Below are 16,441 nucleotides of genomic sequence, written 5' to 3'. Positions count from 1 at the left end.
CCGCCCGCGTCACCCTGCCCGCCCTACTTCCCTGCCTGCACCACCTCGATCACCGTGTCGCCCGCCGCCAGCGCCATCGCCTCATGCTCCCAGAACCCGATTGCCCGATCGCCGCGATACAGGCGCAGCACCTGCCCGCCGACGATCTCGCGCACCGATCGCCCGATCTCGTCCGGCCGCACCGCGCGCTCGCGCAGTTCGACCGAGCCACCCCGCGTCACCAGATCGGCCATATAGTCGGCGATGTGCGGCCCGGCGGTGCATTGCGCCAGCAACTGCCCCCCGAAGCTGACCGGATTGACGATGATCGTCGCCCCCGCATCGCGCGCCAGCAGTTCGTTCTCGATCGCTGCGATCGCCACCGCGATGCCGGCATGGGGTGATAGCCGGCGGATGGTGAGCACGATCAGCACCGCGGTATCGTCGCGCCCCGGCGACACGATCACCTGCGCCGCCGCCTCGACCTTGGCGATCGACAGCACGCGGTTGTGCGTCGCATCGCCCTCCACGGTGGCCACGCCCAGTTCCTCCGCCAGCCGCAGCCGGTCGGCGCGTTCGTCGACCACCACGATGTCGCCGGGGTCGTGCCCGCGTTCCAGCAGTTCGGCGACCGCTGCCGTGCCCGACCGGCCATAGCCGCAGACGATCACGTGATCCTTCAGTTCGCGTCGTATCAGGCCCATCCGCCACCTTTCCCATCCCTGCCGCAACATGAAGCTGTACGCGCTGCCCAGGAAGATCAGGAACACGAAGATGCGGATCGGCGTGACGACGAACGTGTCGAACATCCGCGCCGAGGTGGATACCGGCACGATATCGCCATACCCGACCGTCGTCACCGTGATGACCGTGAAATACACGATATCCAGGAACGTGACCGCCCCGTCGCTGTTGTCGCGCAGGCCGTCCCGGTCGATCCAGTGCCCGCCCAGCGCGATTCCGACCAGCACCAGCACCGCGACCGCCCGGATCGCCAGCGTCGTCAGCGGCCCCAGCCGCCCCGCGCGATAGAAGCGCGGCCGCACCGCCGACAGCGCGGCCTGCGCCGCCACCTGTCCCGGCGGCAGCGCGCGGCGACGGATCGGGCGACGGGCGTCCGTCAGTATGCCCGCCCGATCAGGATGCGCTCCACCGCCGGCTCGCCGGTGAAGATGCACGGGCCGTGATCGCCATGCGTCTGGCCCAGCGGCGCGTTGCGGATCGTCAGCTTCAACGCCTTCAGCCGTTCCACCACCGCGTCGAGCGCCGCACCGGTCGGCTTCGACCAGCGGACATCGACCCAGCCGGGGTTCCTGACGCTGTCGGCAAAATGCGCCTCGACGGTGGCGAAATCGTCGACCGGCACGATCTGCGCGCGCAGCCGCTCGGTCGATTGCGCCAGCAGCGTTGCCTGGATATCGGCCAGCGTCTGCGCGACGCCCGCCACCAGATCGCCGCGCGGCATCACCGCCGAATCGAGCTTGCCGTCCTCGCGGTACAGCCGGTCGCGACGGATGACGGACACGTTGCCCCCCGCCACGTCGCGCCCGCCGACCTCGATCACGATCGGCGCGCCCTTCTTCACCCAGCCCCAGCGCTTGGTCGCGGCCTTGGCGGGTTTCAGGTCGAGCAGCGCACGCACCGGCTCGCCCAGCGCCGATTGCGCCGCCAGTTCCTTTTGCAGGCTGCGGCAATAGTCCACGATCGCCGCGTCTTCGGGCTGGTCGCGGAGCATCGGCACGATCACCACCTGCCACGGCGCGATCGCCGGCGGCACGCGCAGGCCGTCGTCGTCGCCGTGGACCATGATGACGCCACCGATCATCCGCGTCGACACCCCCCAACTGGTAGTGTTCGCCAGTTCGAACTCGCCCGCGCTGTTCTGGAACTTGATATTCTGGGCATGGGCGAAATTGGTGCCGAGGAAATGGCTGGTGCCGGCCTGCAACGCCTTGCCATCCTGCATCATCGCCTCGATCGAATAGGTCGAGACCGCGCCGGGGAATCGCTCGTTCTCCGGCTTCTCGCCCGCGATCACATGCACGCCGAGGCAGGTTTCGGAGAATTCGCGGTAGACCTCCAGCATCCGCAACGTCTCCTCCACCGCCTCGTCGGCGGTGGCATGGGCGGTATGCCCTTCCTGCCACAGGAATTCGGTGGTGCGCAGGAACATCCGCGTCCGCATCTCCCACCGCACCACGTTCGCCCATTGGTTGATGAGCACGGGCAGGTCACGCCACGACTGCACCCAGCGCGAAAAGGCGGTGCCGATCACCGTCTCCGAGGTCGGCCGCACGACCAGCGGCTCCTCCAGCTTCGCGGTGGGATCGGGCATCAGCCCGCCCTTGCCGTCCGCCACCAGCCGGTGATGCGTGACGACCGCCATCTCCTTGGCGAACCCCTCGACATGCTCCGCCTCCTTCTCGAAATAGGAGAGCGGGATGAACAGCGGGAAATAGCAGTTCTCGTGTCCGGTCGCCTTGATCCGGTCGTCGAGCAGCCGCTGGATGCGTTCCCAGATGCCATAGCCCCAGGGGCGGATGACCATGCAGCCGCGGACGCCGGATTCCTCGGCAAGGTCGGCTTCGGTGATGACGGACTGATACCAGGCGGCAAAGTCCGCCTCGCGCGTGACGGAAAGGGCGTGCTTCATGCCCGCCCGCTTGCCCGATGCCGGCCGGTTTCGCCAGCCCGTTCGTTCCGATCAGGGTCTGTTTGAGAACGCGCCGTGGCGCGTTTTGCGGTGCCGGCCCGCTCCCCCTCCCGACCACCCATTCAGGATACGCTGTGGGTGGTCGGGAGGGGGAGCGGGCCGGCACCGCCTTGAAACTCGCCCTTTTGCGAGTTTCCAAACAGCCTCTCAGGGCGTGACCGGCAGCCGCCGCGCGGTAAGAACCGTGACCGGCGCAGTCGGCACCTCGCCCTTGAACGCGCCGCGCACCGTCTTGTCGGGCGAGACGGGCGCATCGAAGATCCGCAGCACGACATCCATCCCCTCGACGATCCGGCCGAACGCAGCATAGCCCTGATTGTCGCCGGGGCGGGTGGGGTCCGCATCGAACGACGGCTGGTCCCCGACCGAGACGGTGAACTCGCCCCGCGCGGTGCCGGGGGCAAGGCGCGCGGTGGACAGGGTGCCGTCCAGATGTTTCAGCCCGGTGGTGCTGGTCGGCTCATGCCTGATCGGCGGCAGCGAGCGTTTGCCGTCGCCGTTCGAGCCGAACTGCACGAACCCGAATTTGTCCGCCACCTTCACCACGCGGTAGAAGTTGGTGCCGTCCAGCTTGCGCTGATCGACATAGCGCAGGAAGTTGTTCGCGCTGACCGGCGCGGCGCGCGTATCCGCCTCCACCACGATCCGGCCGGCGCTGGTGACGATCGCGACACGCGGCAGCGGTGACGTGGCCGGTTGCGCGGCAGGCGGCGTCACCTGCGCAACGGCGGGCATCGCCACCAGCCCCAGCGCCATCGTCAGCATCCACCGCATCGCCGCTCTCCCGTTCACATTCACCCGCAAAGCCAGACACTTCCCCGGCGGAGGCCGGGGTCCAGTTGGGCGGACCTTCGCGTTCTATCATCGGCCCTTCCCCACTGGACCCCGGCCTCCGCCGGGAAGGGATGCAGGATAAGGGCCGGCCCTATCCGTTCAGCCCGCCAGCGCCTTCTTCAGCAACTCGTTGACCACCGCCGGATTGGCCTTGCCGCCCATCGCCTTCATCGTCTGGCCGACGAAGAAGCCGAACAGCGTTTCCTTGCCGCCGCGATACTGGCCCAGCTGGTTCGGGTTCTTCGCGATCACCTCGACGATCACCGCCTCGATCGCGCCGGTGTCGCTGGTCTGCTTCAGGCCACGTTCCTCGACGATCTTCGACGGCGCATCGCCGGTCTCCAGCATCACCTCGAACACCTGCTTGGCGAGGCTGCCCGACAGCGTCCCGTCCGCGACCAGCGCCAGCAGTTCCGCCGCCTGCGCCGGCCCCACCGGGCTGTCGACGATCGAGCGGCCCAGCCGGTTGAGCGCGCCGAACAGTTCCGACGTCACCCAGTTCGCCGCCCGCACCGGCTCCGCTCCCGCATCCAGCAACGTGTCGAACCAGCGCGCGCTCTCCACCTCGGCGGTCAGCACGTCCGCCTGATAGGCGCTGATGCCCAGCGCCTGATAGCGGCGGCGCTTGGCATCGGGCAGTTCCGGCAGCGACGCGAGGCAATCGTCGAGGAACGCGTCCTCCAGTTCCAGCGGCAACAGGTCGGGATCGGGGAAGTACCGGTAATCATGCGCGTCTTCCTTCGAGCGCATCGACCGGGTGGTGCCGCTCTCGACGTTGAACAGCCGCGTTTCCTGCACGATGCGGCCGCCCGATTCGAGCACCTCGACCTGCCGGCGCGCCTCGTACTCGATCGCCGCCATCACGAAGCGGACCGAGTTGACGTTCTTCGTCTCGGTCCGGGTGCCGAGTTCGTCGCCGGGCTTGCGCACGCTGACGTTCACGTCGGCGCGCATCGAGCCTTCCTCCATGTTGCCGTCACACGACCCGACATAGCGCAGGATCGAGCGCAGCTTGCGCAGATAGGCCCCCGCCTCGGCGGGCGAACGCATGTCCGGGCGGCTGACGATCTCCATCAGCGCCACGCCCGACCGGTTGAGATCGACATAGGAACGCGTCGGATGCTGGTCGTGCATCAGCTTGCCGGCATCCTGCTCGACATGGATACGCTCCACCCCGATCGACTTCTGCGAGCCGTCCGGGTCCTTCTCGTCGAGCGCGATGTCGATCGCGCCCTCGCCGACCAGCGGGTGATAGAGCTGACTGATCTGATAGCCCTGCGGCAGATCGGCGTAGAAATAGTTCTTGCGATCGAACCGCGACCATTTGTTGATGGTCGCGCCGATCGCCATGCCGGTGCGCACCGCCTGCCGGATACATTCGGCATTGGGCACCGGCAGCATCCCCGGCATCGCCGCGTCGACCAGCGACACCTGCGTGTTCGGCTCCGCCCCGAACGCGGTCGCCGCGCCGGAGAACAGCTTCGCCTGCGACGTCACCTGCGCATGGACTTCCAGGCCGATCACGACCTCCCATGCGCCCGTCGCGCCCTCGACCATATACGCCTGCTCAGCCATCGATCCGTCCATTCTTCTCTTCGCGGCCGATCAACGGCGCGCTGAACCGCGCGTATCGGCGCATCATACCCAGTGTCGAATAATCGTCGCGGCGGAACCGCGCCTGCGCCCGTTCCGCCATCGCCCGCCGTTCGTCCGGCGTCTGCGACCGGGCGGCCGTCTTCCATGCCGCCGCATCGCCGGGGGGCACGAACAACGCCTCGTCCTCCGCCATATAGGTCGGCACACCGCCGGTGCGCGAGGCGATCACGGGAATACCCATCGCCATCGCCTCCAGCGCGACGGTGATCCCCGAATAGATGTTATCGCGCATCGGCACCGCGATATAGGTCGCGCTGGCATACAGGCGACGCCATTCGGCCAGCGGCGGGCTGCGCGGGATCGTCAGGTTGCTGTATTTCGTCAGCAGATCGTCGGGCAGTTCCCGGTTCATGATGACCAGCTCGTAATCCGGATCGTTGCCGAACGCATCGAGCAATACCTGCCAGTCGCGGGTCATGTCGTTGCCCGCCGCGACGATGCGCGTCACGCCGCGCGCATCCCCTTCGGCCGCATGGGGAGCGAAGTTCTCGGCGGCGATGCCGAAATGCATCAGCGCGGCGTTCACCCCGGGCAGCCTGCGGCGGCACGCGTCGAGGCAGGGCTGCGTATGCGTCAGCAACAGCGGGATGCGCTTCAACAGGTTGCGGTACAGGAACTGCCGCCCGGCGTTGAGCGACTCCCACCAGTCGATCACCCAGATCGCGGTGCCGATGATCGGCTTGCGCGGCACAAGGCCCATCACCATCAGCAACTGCGCCGCCATCGCGTCCCATTCGGACATGGTGACGATGATGTCCGCCGCCGCCATCCGCCGCCGGTTGAACAGCGCATGGGGCATGTCGAGCCGGATCGTGCGCTCGTCCCACCGCGCGATCTTGCGCGACAGCGGCCGGAAATCGTCGTCCGAATAGGTCACCTCGAATCCGCACTCGGCGGCGCGGTGAAAGCCATAGGGGCTTTCGTCGGGCTCGGTCCCCTCCTCGAACTGCTTCCGGTATTTGACCGCGTTGCGACCGAACGGAAGATGGACGTAGAGCCGGGGGCGACGCCCCCCCGCTTCTACCACCAGCGGTCCGGCCGGGCGACGAAGCCCGCGCGCTCCTCGATCGCGAGGCTGGCGTTCAGCACGCCCTGCTCGTCGAGCGGCCGGCCGATGATCTGGAGGCCCAGCGGCAGGCCCTGATGATCCAGTCCGCCCGGCACGCTCATCGCCGGCAATCCCGCCAGCGACGACGGCACGGTGAACACGTCGTTCAGGTACATCGCGATCGGATCGTCCGACTTCTCGCCCAGCCCGAACGCGGCCGATGGCGCGGTCGGCGTCAGCAGCAGGTCGCACTGTTCCCACGCCCGCTCGAAATCGCGGGCAATCAGCGTCCGCACCTTCTGCGCCTGCGTGTAATAGGCGTCGTAGAAACCGGCCGACAGCACATAGGTGCCGATCATGATCCGGCGCTTCACCTCGTCGCCGAAACCGTCGGCGCGGGTCGCGGCATACATATCCTGCAACCCCGCCCCCTCCGGCAGGTCGCGCAGGCCGTAACGCACCCCGTCATAGCGCGCGAGGTTGGACGACGCCTCGGCGGGTGCGATGATGTAATAGGCGGGCAGCGCATATTTGGTATGCGGCAGCGACACCTCGACGATCTCCGCCCCGGCATCGCGCAGCCAGTCGATGCCCTGCTGCCACAGCGCCTCGATCTCGGCGGGCATCCCGTCGACCCGGTATTCCCTGGGGATCCCGATCCGCTTGCCGGTCAGGTTGGCGGACAGGCCCGCCTCCCATGCCGGCACGTCGAGGTGCAGCGAGGTCGCATCCTTGCGGTCGAACCCGGCCATCGCGCCCAGCATGATCGCGCAGTCGCGCACGTCGCGCGCCATCGGCCCCGCCTGGTCGAGCGACGAGGCGAAGGCGATCGTGCCCCAGCGCGAACAGCGGCCATAGGTCGGCTTGATCCCGCTGATCCCGGTGAAGGCGGCGGGCTGGCGGATCGAGCCGCCGGTATCGGTGCCCGTCGCGCCCGGACACAGCCGGGCCGCGACCGCCGAGGACGACCCGCCCGACGACCCGCCCGGCGCCAGCGCCGCGTTGCCGCCGTCGTTGCGCCGCCACGGCGAGATGACGTTGCCGAACGCGCTGGTCTCGTTCGACGATCCCATCGCGAACTGGTCCATGTTCAGCTTGCCGAGCATCCCCGCGCCCGCATCCCACAGATTCTGCGAGACGGTCGATTCGTAGGGAGGCACGAAGCCTTCGAGGATATGGCTCGCCGCCGTCGTCGCGACGCCGGTGGTGCAGAACAGGTCCTTCATCCCGATCGGCACGCCGGCCAGCGGCTTCGGCGCGTCACCGGCGGCACGCGCGGCATCGGCCGCGTCGGCGGCGGCCAGCGCATGGTCGGGCGTCTTGACGAGGAAGGCGTTGAGCGCGTCGGCGGCGGCGATGTTGGCGTTGAACGCCGCCGCCACGTCACGCGCGGTGAAATCTCCCGCGCGGAAGCCGTCGCGGATGGCGGCGATACCCAGATCGGTCAGGTCGGTCATGCTATTCGATCACCTTGGGCACCGTGAAGAAGCCGTGTTCGGCCTGCGGCGCGTTCTTCATCAACAGGTCGCGGATGCCGCCGCCGGTCAGCGGATCGGCGTTCACCACGTCGTCGCGCAGCCGCAGGCTGTTGGGGATCACCGCCGTCATCGGCTCGACCCCTTGCGTATTGACCTGTTCGAGCTGCTCGATCCAGTGGAGGATGTTGCCGAGTTCGGGGGCGAGGCGGCTCGCATCCTCATCGGTGATGGCGAGCCTGGCGAGGCTGGCGATCTTCTTGACGGTGGCGGTGTCGACGGACATGCCATTGCGGCTAGCATCGCGCATCCCGGCCGCGCAACGCTTTTGCGCTGCACCATCGCGATTGCGCGTATCCGCCGGGTGCGGCAGGAGACGCCGGAACGGAGTGAATGGGTGGCGCGCAAATTCCTGTATCTGGTCGCGGGGCTGATCGTACTCGCCATCGCGGGTGCCCTGACGTACCGGTTCTACGGCAACGACCTGATCCGGATGACGCTGGTTCCCAAGGAGGAATTCAGGGCGCAGCCCGATGTGCCGGGCAAGGCGTATGACGATCGCGCGATGTGGCTCGCCCGCCCCGATCTGCCCGGCAATCCCGCCTTGTGGACGCCTGCGGGCTTCGCCCCGCGCGCGACGCCGGGCGGCGCGGCGATCTTCTTCATCCACCCCACCTCCTATGTCAGCCGCGATCACTGGAACGCGCCGATCGACGATGCCGAGACCAACGATCGCGCCGCGCTGTTCCTGCGCGGCCAGGCGAGCGCGTTCAACGAGGCGGGCGAGATCTGGGCACCCCGTTACCGTCAGGCGACGTTCGGCGCCTTCCTGACCAGCGTCGCCGATGCCGAACGGGCGCTGCAACTGGCGTATGAGGACGTGGATGCCGCGTTCGACAGTTTCCTGCGGCAGGTCGCGCCCGACCGGCCGATCATCCTCGCCGGCCACAGCCAGGGTGCGCTGCACCTGACGCGGCTGCTGCGTGACCGGGTGGCGAAGGACCCGACGCTCGCCCGCCGGATCGTCGCCGCCTATGTCGTCGGCTGGCCGGTGTCGCGCGCCACCGATCTGCCGCGCATGGGCCTGCCGGAATGCACCGCCCCCGATCAGGCGGGCTGCCTGTTGTCGTGGGAAAGCTTCGCCGAACCCGCCGACCTGTCGCTGATCGTCGACACCTATGACATGACGCGCGGATTCGACGGCCAGCCCCGTCGCGGCACGCCGATGGTCTGCACCAACCCCCTGACCGGCACCGCCGACGCGACCGCGCCGGCGACCGCCAATCTGGGCACGCTCTTCCCGGCCGCCGATCTGTCGACCGCCGATCTGACGCCCGCCCGCGTCCCCGCCCGCTGCGGCGAGCGCGGGTTCCTGTTCATCGGCGAGGCACCCGATGTCGGCCCCTATGTGCTGCCGGGCAACAACTACCATGTCTACGACTACAGCCTGTTCTGGGCGAACGTGCGGGCGGACGCGGGCCGGCGGCTGGCGGCATGGCGCCCGGTGAAGAAGGCGGCGAAGCGCGTGCCGGGGAAAAGACGATGATCACCACCGATCGCGCGGTGTTCCGCGCCGCCCTGCCCGATGGCGGCCGGCTGATCGGGCTGGACGTGGGGACCAAGACGATCGGCACCGCGCTGTGCGATGCCGGCTGGAGCTTCGCCAGCCCGGCGCTGCTGATCCGCCGCACGAAATTCGCCAAGGACAAGGCGCAGCTGGTCGACCTGATGGCTGCACAGCATGTCCGCGGCCTCGTCGTCGGCCTGCCCCTCAACCTCGACGGCAGCGAAAGCCCCCGCTCGCAGGCGACGCGCAGCATGGCGCGGCTGCTCGACGATCTCGGCCCGATCCTGCTGTGGGACGAGCGCTGGTCGACCGTCGCGGTGGAGCGGTTCATGATCGAACAGGACATGAGCCGGGCCAAGCGGGCCGAGCGGATCGACAATCTCGCCGCCGCGCACATCCTGCAGGCCGCGATCGACGCGCTGGTCGCCGCCTGATCGCAGGGCGGTGCGCGGAACCCGCGCGCCGTACACCATGTTTCCTGACGAATCGTCAACGAGTTGGCGGTTATCGTCTCGGGTGCAGCCGTTTGCGAAGAGGGCCGTACGCGATGAACATGATGACCCCCGTCACGGGGAATACCCCGTCAGCCGCCATCACCGGCATCGCCCCGGTGCGCCCGGTGGTCGAGCCCACGACGTCCTTCGCGCAGGGCGATCCCGGCGAGGACCGGTCCGGTCGCGACCAGCCCGACGAGGGACGCGACCGGGGTGCGGAAACCACGTTGCGCTACAAGTTCGACTGGCTGGTGCAGCGTCAGGTCCGTGCCGGCACGATCGATCCCGACGAGGCGGCGGAGATGATCCGGCTGTTCGACCGGACGCTCGCCGATGCGACGGCCCCCGATCCGGCCGCCCCCGAGACAGCCGTTGCCGAGACGGCGGTTGCCGATGCGGCGGTCGACCGCGACGATCGCGACCCGGCCGGCGCGAACCGGCAGGCGGCGGCCGAAACCGACGCGCAATCCACCCAGCGCGGCAGCGCGGCCGCCGCGCTGCTCGACCGGATGCGCGAACGTTTCGGTGTCGACGGCCCCTATGACGATCATGGCGGGCAGAACGTCTTCACCCCGCTCGGAACGGTCGTCGACGAACACGTCTGAGCAAGCTCGCTTGCCCCATGCGGCGGGCTTCGCTACCCGCCGCGACGATGCTGTCGCCGTCCGATCACCGCCCCGCCGCCCTGATCGCAGGGTCTGCCGTCTTCCCGCACCGGCACCTGACCGGGATCGAGGGGCTGCAACCGCACGAGATCGCGTTCCTGCTCGACGAGGCGGACCGCTGGGTGGAGGCGAACCGCACCCATGCGCGCGGCGACGCGCCCCTTGCCGGCCTCACCCAGATCAACGCCTTTTTCGAGAACAGCACGCGGACATTGCTGTCGTTCGAGATCGCGGGGAAACGGCTGGGCGCCGACGTGGTCAACATGCACGCCGCGCAAAGCTCGGTGAAGAAGGGCGAGACGCTGATCGACACCGCGCAGACGCTGAACGCGATGCGTGCCGACGTGCTGGTGATCCGCCATATGAGTTCGGGCGCGGTGAAGCTGATCGCCGACAAGGTCGACTGTCCGGTGCTGAACGCCGGCGACGGTCGCCACGAACATCCCACCCAGGCGCTGCTCGACGCGCTGACGATCCGGCGGCGGCGCGGCAGCATCGCCGGGCAGCGCGTGGTGATCTGCGGCGACCTGTTGCACAGCCGCGTCGCGCGGTCGAACATCCTGTCGCTCACCGCGCTGGCGGCCGAGGTGCGGGTCTGCGCGCCCACCACCCTGATGCCGCCCGCGATCGAGCGGATGTTCGTCCAGCCCTTCACCGATTTCGATGCGGCGCTGGAGGGGGCGGACGTGGTGATGATGCTGCGCCTCCAGAACGAGCGGATGGATGGCGGCTACGTCCCCTCCCCGCGCGAATTCCGGCTGCGCTACGGCCTGACGCCGGAACGGCTGAAGCGCGCGAAGCCCGATGCGCTGGTGATGCATCCCGGCCCGATGAACCGGGGGATCGAGATCGATTCGGTGGTGGCGGACGGGCCGCAATCGGCGATCACCGAACAGGTGGCGATGGGCGTGGCGGTGCGGATGGCGTGCCTCGACGTGCTCACCCGCCGGGCGCGCGGCGTGGAGGGCTGGGCATGAGCGTGGTGGCGATCACCGATGTGCGGCTGGTGCTGCCCGACCGGGTCGAATCCGGCGCGCTGCTGGTGCGGGACGGCGTCATCGCCGCGATCGGCGCGGTCGAGGTGCCGGCGGACGCAGAGGTCGTCGACGGACGCGGCAGGCTGCTCGCCCCCGCGATCGTCGATCTCGGCGTGTTCGGCGTCGATCGCGAGGCGTGCCGGCGCGGCGGCATCGTCCGGATCGCGCTGATGCCCGATCAGTCGCCGGTGCTGGACGATCCCGGCATCGTCCAGCGGGCCGCGCTGGTCGGTCGCCCCGATCTGTGGATTCACCCCCTCGCCGCCGCCACGCGCGGGCTGGCGGGCAGCGAACTGGCCGAGATGGCATTCTGCCAGCAGGCCGGCGCCCATGCCGTCGCCACCGGGCGCGGCTGGATCGCCGATGCGCAGGTCATGGCGCGCGTCCTGTCCTATGCCCGCGATCTCGATCTGGCGGTCGTCACCCATGCCGAGGATGGCGGGCTGACCGCCGGCGCGGTCGCGACGGCGGGGGAGACCGCGACCCGGCTCGGCCTGCCTGCCGCCCCCGCGATCGCCGAGGCGCTGGCGGTGGCGCGCGACCTGATGCTGGCCGAGGAGACGGGCGCACGCCTGCACATCCGGCAGGTCACCACCGCCGCCGCGATCGACCTGATCCGGGCGGCGAAGCGGCGCGGCGTCTCCGTCACCTGCGGGATCACGCCCGCGCATATCCACCTGTCGGATATCGCGATGAGCGATTTCCGCACCTTCGCCCACCTCTCGCCGCCCCTGCGCGACGAGGCGGACCGACGCGCCTGTCTGGCGGCGGTGGCGGACGGGACGATCGACGTGATCGCCTCCGGCCACGACCCCCATGGCGCGGAGGAAAAGCGCCTGCCCTTCGCCGATGCCGCCGCGGGCATGGCGGGCGCGGAGACGCTGCTGCCGCTGGCACTGATGCTGGTGCGCGACGGACTGGTCACGCTCGACCGGCTGTTCACGCTGCTCGCCGCCAATCCGGCGCGGATACTGGGGATCGACACCGGCCGGCTGGCGACGGGTCAGCCCGCCGATCTGGTCCTGTTCGACGACGGCGCACCATGGCGGATCGATGGCGAGGCGTTCGCCTCCGCCGGGAACACGCCGTTCGACGGCCTGCCCGTGCAGGGCCGCGTGCTGCGGCTGTGGAAGGGCGGCCGGGCGCTGTAGAGTGTGATGACCTGAAATCCACCCGTCCGTCATTGCGAACGTAGCGAAGCAATCCAGAGCCCGGCGCACGACGCACCCGGCTGCGTCGCTACGCTCGCAACGACGGGACGATCAAGCCGGTGTCGTCCCGCTCCCGGCGCATTATTCGCTGACCCATTCCGCCCTGGGGATACCCTGCGCCCATAGCAGCGCGGTCAGGTCGCCATGCTCGATCCGCGCCGCCGCCGCCGCGGCGACGATCGGCTTGGCGTGATAGGCGACGCCAAGCCCCGCCGCGCGGATCATCGGCAGATCGTTGGCGCCGTCGCCCACCGCCAGCGTCTGCGCCGCCGTCAGCTCGCGTTCGGTGATGGCGGCGTTCAGGGTCGCCTCCTTGGTGGCGGCACCGACGATCGGCTTGGCGACCGCGCCCGTCAGTTGCCCTTCGGCCACCAGCAGGCGGTTGGCGATCGCGCGGTCGAACCCGATCCGGGCGGCCACCGGTTCGGCGAAGCGGGTGAAGCCGCCCGACACCAGGATCGCCAGCGCCCCGCCCGCCCGCATCGTCCGGACCAGTGGCACCGCGCCGGGCATGTTGCGCACCCGTTCCGCCAGACAGCGGTCGATCGCCCCTTCGTCCAGCCCCGCCAGCAGCGCGACACGGGCATCCAGTGCGCCCTCGAAATCCAGTTCGCCGCGCATCGCGCGTTCGGTCACCTCGGCGACCTGCGCCTTGATGCCGGCATAATCGGCCAGTTCGTCGATGCATTCGACGGTAATCATCGTCGAGTCCATGTCGGCGATCAGCAGCGCCTTGCGCCGCCCCGCGCGGGGCTGCACGATCAGATCGACCCCCACGAAGACGCCCTCCAGCGATGCCCGTGCCGCCAGGGAATCACCGATGAAATCAATATCGACCGCCGCATCGGCATCGATCCAGCGGGGGGCCGATGGCCTGCACCCCGCCGCCGCCAGCCGGTCCGCCGCCGCCGACACCTCTCCCCCAGGCAGGCCATTGGCTGCTATCAGCGTCGCCGTGAACATCGCACTTCCCCCATTCCCCAGCGTCGCACTCATCGCAGGGCCGACCGCCAGCGGCAAGTCCGCCGCGGCGATCGCGGTGGCACAGGCGCATGACGGCGTCGTCGTCAACGCCGATGCCAGTCAGGTCTATCGCGACCTGCGGGTGCTCAGCGCCCGCCCGTCGCCCGCCGACGAGGCGCGCGTGCCGCATCGCCTGTTCGGTCATGTCGACGGCGCCGATACCGGCTACTCCGCCGCCCGCTGGGCCGGTGAGGCGCGGTCCACCATCGCCGCGATCCATGCCGAGGGGCGATTGCCGGTGCTGGTCGGCGGCACCGGCCTGTATCTGCGGACCCTGCTGGACGGCATCGCACCGGTGCCCGACATCGATCCCGCGATCCGCGCCGCCGTGCGCGCGCTGCCGGTCGCCGACGCGCATCGCCTGTTGTCGGCCGAGGACCCTGCCGCTGCCGCCCGCCTCGCCCCCGCCGATACCACGCGGGTCGCCCGCGCGCTGGAGGTCGTGCGGTCGACCGGCCGGCCGCTGGCGGACTGGCAGGCGGAACGGGTCGGCGGGATCGGCGACACAATCCGGCTGGTGCCCGTCCGCCTGCTGCCGCCGCGCGACCTGCTGCTGACCCGGATCGATGCGCGCGCCGCCGCGATGATGGACGATGCGATGGTCGAGGTGGCGGAGCTGATCGCGCGGACGGATGTTCCCGCCGATGCCCCGGTCCGCCGCGCGATCGGGGTCGCCGCGCTCGCCGATCATCTCGCCGGGCGGCTGTCGCGCGACGACGCCCTGTCGCGGCTGCGCCACGACACCCAACGCTATGCGAAGCGCCAATATACCTGGTTCCGCAATCAACCACCACCAGAATGGCATATTGCGACAGAAAATGACTCTGTATTGGCTTTTATAGATGCTTTATTGCGATAACGGGGGTTGACGGCTGGTCCTTACCCCTCTAGCGCCACCCCACCTTCTTCCATCACCGAAAGAGACAACCATGACCGAGCGAAGCGGAGCCGACATCCTCGTCGAGGCGCTATGCGATCTCGGCGTGGAGATCGTGTTCGGATATCCCGGCGGCGCCGTGCTGCCGATCTATGACGCGCTGTTCCGGTCCGGCCGGATCAGGCACATCCTCGTCCGTCACGAACAGGCGGCGACCCATGCGGCGGAGGGCTATGCCCGGTCGACCGGCAAGCCCGGCGTCGTCCTCGTCACCTCCGGCCCCGGCGCGACCAATGCGGTCACCGGCATCACCGACGCGCTGCTCGATTCGATCCCGATGGTCGTCATCACCGGCCAGGTGCCGACCGCGCTGATCGGCACCGATGCGTTTCAGGAGGCGGATACCGTCGGCATCACCCGTCACTGCACCAAGCATAACTATCTGGTGAAGGACCCGGCCCGGCTGGGCGCGGTGATCCACGAGGCGTTCCACATCGCCACCTCCGGCCGCCCCGGCCCGGTCGTCGTCGACATTCCCAAGGACGTGCAGGTCGCGACCGCCAAGTACCAGAAGCCCGGCCCGATCCAGCACAAGACCTATCGCCCGCAGGTGAAGGCCGATCCGAAGGCGATCGAAACCGTCGTCGATATGCTGGCGGCGGCGGAGCGGCCGGTGTTCTACACCGGCGGCGGCATCATCAATTCCGGCCCCGCCGCGTCGCAGCTGCTGCGCGAACTGGTGCGGCTGACCGGTGCGCCGGTCACCTCGACGCTGATGGGTCTGGGTGCCTATCCGGCCAGCGGCCCGCAATGGCTGGGGATGCTGGGGATGCACGGCACCTACGAAGCGAACATGGCGATGAACGAGGCCGATCTGGTCCTCGCGATCGGCAGCCGCTTCGACGATCGCGTCACCGGCCGGCTGGATGCGTTCAGCCCCAACAGCCGCAAGGTCCATATCGATATCGACCGGTCGAGCGTGAACAAGAACGTCCGTGTCGATCTCGCGGTGATCGCCGATGCCGGCCACGCGATGGAGGACATGGTCCGCGTGTGGAAGGCGCGCCAGCATCCCAAGCCCGACCTGACCGAATGGCAGGAGCGGATCGCCGGCTGGCGCGCGAAACGCTGCCTCGACTTCCCCGAAGGCAACGGCACCGAGATCATGCCGCAGCGCGCGGTGCGTGCGCTGTACGAGGCGACCCACGCGCGCGAGCCGATCATCACGACCGAGGTCGGGCAGCACCAGATGTGGGCCGCGCAGCATTTCGGCTTCGACGCGCCCAACAAGTGGCTGACCTCCGGCGGGCTCGGCACGATGGGCTACGGCCTGCCCGCCGCGATCGGCGCGCAGCTCGGCAATCCCGGCGCGCTGGTGATCGACATCGCGGGTGAGGCATCGATCCAGATGAACATCCAGGAACTGGCCACCGCCGGCCAGTACCGGTTGCCGGTCAAGGTCTTCATCCTCAACAACGAATATATGGGAATGGTCCGCCAGTGGCAGGAACTGACCTATTCGTCGCGCTATTCGGAAAGCTACAGCGAATCGCTGCCCGATTTCGTCAAGCTGGCCGAAGCCTATGGCTGGAAGGGCATCCGGATCGAGACGATGGACCAGCTCGACGCCGGCATCGCCGACATGCTGGCGCATGACGGACCGGTGATGGTCGACTGCATGGTGTCGAAACTGACCAACTGCTTTCCGATGATCCCGTCGGGCGCGGCGCATACCGACATGATCCTGCAGGCCAACGAAGTGTCCGGCGAGATGGACGACGAGGCCAAGGCGCTGGTCTGACCGCCGCACCCCGATCCGCCAACAGCCCTCCCCCGACCCCTCCCGCCAAGCGGGAGGGGAG

The 16,441-nt window shown here is 68.9% G+C and carries 15 protein-coding genes; 7 read left to right on the top strand and 8 right to left on the bottom strand.

Annotation, left to right across the window (positions count from 1 at the left end):
- Nucleotides 1-23: 23 nt before the first annotated feature.
- The 7 genes from IFT82_RS03775 to gatC form a co-directional block, all read right to left on the bottom strand.
- Nucleotides 24-1,157 carry a potassium channel family protein gene (locus IFT82_RS03775; RefSeq protein ID WP_342355036.1) on the bottom strand — a complete coding sequence of 378 codons (1,134 nt, stop codon included), beginning with the start codon at nucleotides 1,155-1,157 and terminating at the stop codon, nucleotides 24-26.
- Nucleotides 1,100-2,632 (bottom strand): aminoacyl--tRNA ligase-related protein, encoded by a 1,533-nt coding sequence (locus IFT82_RS03770; RefSeq protein WP_192124681.1) that lies wholly within the window; start codon nucleotides 2,630-2,632, stop codon nucleotides 1,100-1,102. Before IFT82_RS03770 ends, IFT82_RS03775 begins: the two co-directional genes overlap by 58 nt.
- A gap of 207 nt (nucleotides 2,633-2,839) precedes the next feature.
- Nucleotides 2,840-3,466 carry a peptidylprolyl isomerase gene (locus tag IFT82_RS03765; protein ID WP_192124679.1) on the bottom strand — a complete coding sequence of 209 codons (627 nt, stop codon included), beginning with the start codon at nucleotides 3,464-3,466 and terminating at the stop codon, nucleotides 2,840-2,842.
- Nucleotides 3,467-3,625: 159 nt separating this feature from the next.
- Complete coding sequence (gene gatB, locus IFT82_RS03760; RefSeq protein ID WP_192124677.1) at nucleotides 3,626-5,101, bottom strand: Asp-tRNA(Asn)/Glu-tRNA(Gln) amidotransferase subunit GatB; 1,476 nt, start codon at nucleotides 5,099-5,101, stop codon at nucleotides 3,626-3,628.
- A complete protein-coding gene (locus tag IFT82_RS21280; RefSeq protein WP_192124675.1) occupies nucleotides 5,094-6,209 on the bottom strand; it encodes a glycosyltransferase in 1,116 nt (371 codons plus the stop codon). The genes gatB and IFT82_RS21280 overlap by 8 nt, the downstream gene beginning before the upstream one ends.
- Nucleotides 6,203-7,687, bottom strand: a complete 1,485-nt coding sequence (gene gatA, locus IFT82_RS03750) for an Asp-tRNA(Asn)/Glu-tRNA(Gln) amidotransferase subunit GatA (RefSeq protein ID WP_192124673.1) — start codon at nucleotides 7,685-7,687, stop codon at nucleotides 6,203-6,205. Before gatA ends, IFT82_RS21280 begins: the two co-directional genes overlap by 7 nt.
- Before the next feature lies 1 nt (nucleotide 7,688).
- On the bottom strand, nucleotides 7,689-7,991 hold the full coding sequence (gene gatC, locus IFT82_RS03745) for an Asp-tRNA(Asn)/Glu-tRNA(Gln) amidotransferase subunit GatC (RefSeq protein WP_192124671.1): 303 nt from the start codon (nucleotides 7,989-7,991) through the stop codon (nucleotides 7,689-7,691).
- A gap of 111 nt (nucleotides 7,992-8,102) precedes the next feature.
- On the opposite strand from gatC, the gene IFT82_RS03740 reads away from it, so the two are divergent.
- The 5 genes from IFT82_RS03740 (at nucleotide 8,103) to IFT82_RS03720 (ending at nucleotide 12,619) form a co-directional block, all read left to right on the top strand.
- A complete protein-coding gene (locus IFT82_RS03740; protein ID WP_192124669.1) occupies nucleotides 8,103-9,251 on the top strand; it encodes a DUF3089 domain-containing protein in 1,149 nt (382 codons plus the stop codon).
- Complete coding sequence (gene ruvX, locus IFT82_RS03735; RefSeq protein WP_192124667.1) at nucleotides 9,248-9,706, top strand: Holliday junction resolvase RuvX; 459 nt, start codon at nucleotides 9,248-9,250, stop codon at nucleotides 9,704-9,706. Before IFT82_RS03740 ends, ruvX begins: the two co-directional genes overlap by 4 nt.
- Nucleotides 9,707-9,819: 113 nt before the next feature.
- A complete protein-coding gene (locus IFT82_RS03730) occupies nucleotides 9,820-10,371 on the top strand; it encodes a hypothetical protein (RefSeq protein ID WP_192124665.1) in 552 nt (183 codons plus the stop codon).
- A gap of 47 nt (nucleotides 10,372-10,418) precedes the next feature.
- Nucleotides 10,419-11,408, top strand: coding sequence for an aspartate carbamoyltransferase catalytic subunit (locus IFT82_RS03725; RefSeq protein WP_192125070.1), 990 nt, complete (start codon nucleotides 10,419-10,421; stop codon nucleotides 11,406-11,408).
- Nucleotides 11,405-12,619 (top strand): dihydroorotase, encoded by a 1,215-nt coding sequence (locus IFT82_RS03720; protein WP_192124663.1) that lies wholly within the window; start codon nucleotides 11,405-11,407, stop codon nucleotides 12,617-12,619. The genes IFT82_RS03725 and IFT82_RS03720 overlap by 4 nt, the downstream gene beginning before the upstream one ends.
- Nucleotides 12,620-12,760: 141 nt before the next feature.
- On the opposite strand, the gene serB is transcribed toward IFT82_RS03720, so the two are convergent.
- Nucleotides 12,761-13,642, bottom strand: coding sequence for a phosphoserine phosphatase SerB (gene serB / locus IFT82_RS03715; protein ID WP_192124661.1), 882 nt, complete (start codon nucleotides 13,640-13,642; stop codon nucleotides 12,761-12,763).
- Between serB and miaA the strand changes: the two genes are divergently transcribed.
- Together miaA and IFT82_RS03705 are read left to right on the top strand one after the other, a co-directional pair.
- Entirely contained in the window at nucleotides 13,635-14,561 is a 927-nt protein-coding gene (miaA, locus tag IFT82_RS03710) for a tRNA (adenosine(37)-N6)-dimethylallyltransferase MiaA (RefSeq protein WP_192124659.1), read from the top strand. The two genes, serB and miaA, sit on opposite strands and share 8 nt — an antisense overlap.
- Nucleotides 14,562-14,631: 70 nt before the next feature.
- Entirely contained in the window at nucleotides 14,632-16,380 is a 1,749-nt protein-coding gene (locus tag IFT82_RS03705) for an acetolactate synthase 3 large subunit (RefSeq protein WP_192124657.1), read from the top strand.
- Nucleotides 16,381-16,441 lie beyond the last annotated feature (61 nt).

This window comes from Sphingomonas sp. CFBP 8760, assembly GCF_014841615.1.
Lineage (GTDB): Bacteria > Pseudomonadota > Alphaproteobacteria > Sphingomonadales > Sphingomonadaceae > Sphingomonas.
The sequence above is the reverse complement of the archived record's forward strand: the minus strand, read 5'-3'. Positions and strand labels throughout refer to the sequence as shown.

Bases quoted from the DNA above. Each gene is read 5' to 3' on its own strand.
- gatB (WP_192124677.1), bottom strand. From the start codon at position 5,101: ATGGCTGAGCAGGCGTATATGGTCGAGGGCGCGACGGGCGCATGGGAG.
- IFT82_RS03730 (WP_192124665.1), top strand. From the start codon at position 9,820: ATGAACATGATGACCCCCGTCACGGGGAATACCCCGTCAGCCGCCATC.
- IFT82_RS03725 (WP_192125070.1), top strand. From the start codon at position 10,419: ATGCTGTCGCCGTCCGATCACCGCCCCGCCGCCCTGATCGCAGGGTCT.
- IFT82_RS03705 (WP_192124657.1), top strand. From the start codon at position 14,632: ATGACCGAGCGAAGCGGAGCCGACATCCTCGTCGAGGCGCTATGCGAT.
- IFT82_RS03720 (WP_192124663.1), top strand. From the start codon at position 11,405: ATGAGCGTGGTGGCGATCACCGATGTGCGGCTGGTGCTGCCCGACCGG.
- ruvX (WP_192124667.1), top strand. From the start codon at position 9,248: ATGATCACCACCGATCGCGCGGTGTTCCGCGCCGCCCTGCCCGATGGC.
- IFT82_RS03765 (WP_192124679.1), bottom strand. From the start codon at position 3,466: ATGCGGTGGATGCTGACGATGGCGCTGGGGCTGGTGGCGATGCCCGCC.
- serB (WP_192124661.1), bottom strand. From the start codon at position 13,642: ATGTTCACGGCGACGCTGATAGCAGCCAATGGCCTGCCTGGGGGAGAG.
- IFT82_RS03770 (WP_192124681.1), bottom strand. From the start codon at position 2,632: ATGAAGCACGCCCTTTCCGTCACGCGCGAGGCGGACTTTGCCGCCTGG.
- gatA (WP_192124673.1), bottom strand. From the start codon at position 7,687: ATGACCGACCTGACCGATCTGGGTATCGCCGCCATCCGCGACGGCTTC.
- gatC (WP_192124671.1), bottom strand. From the start codon at position 7,991: ATGTCCGTCGACACCGCCACCGTCAAGAAGATCGCCAGCCTCGCCAGG.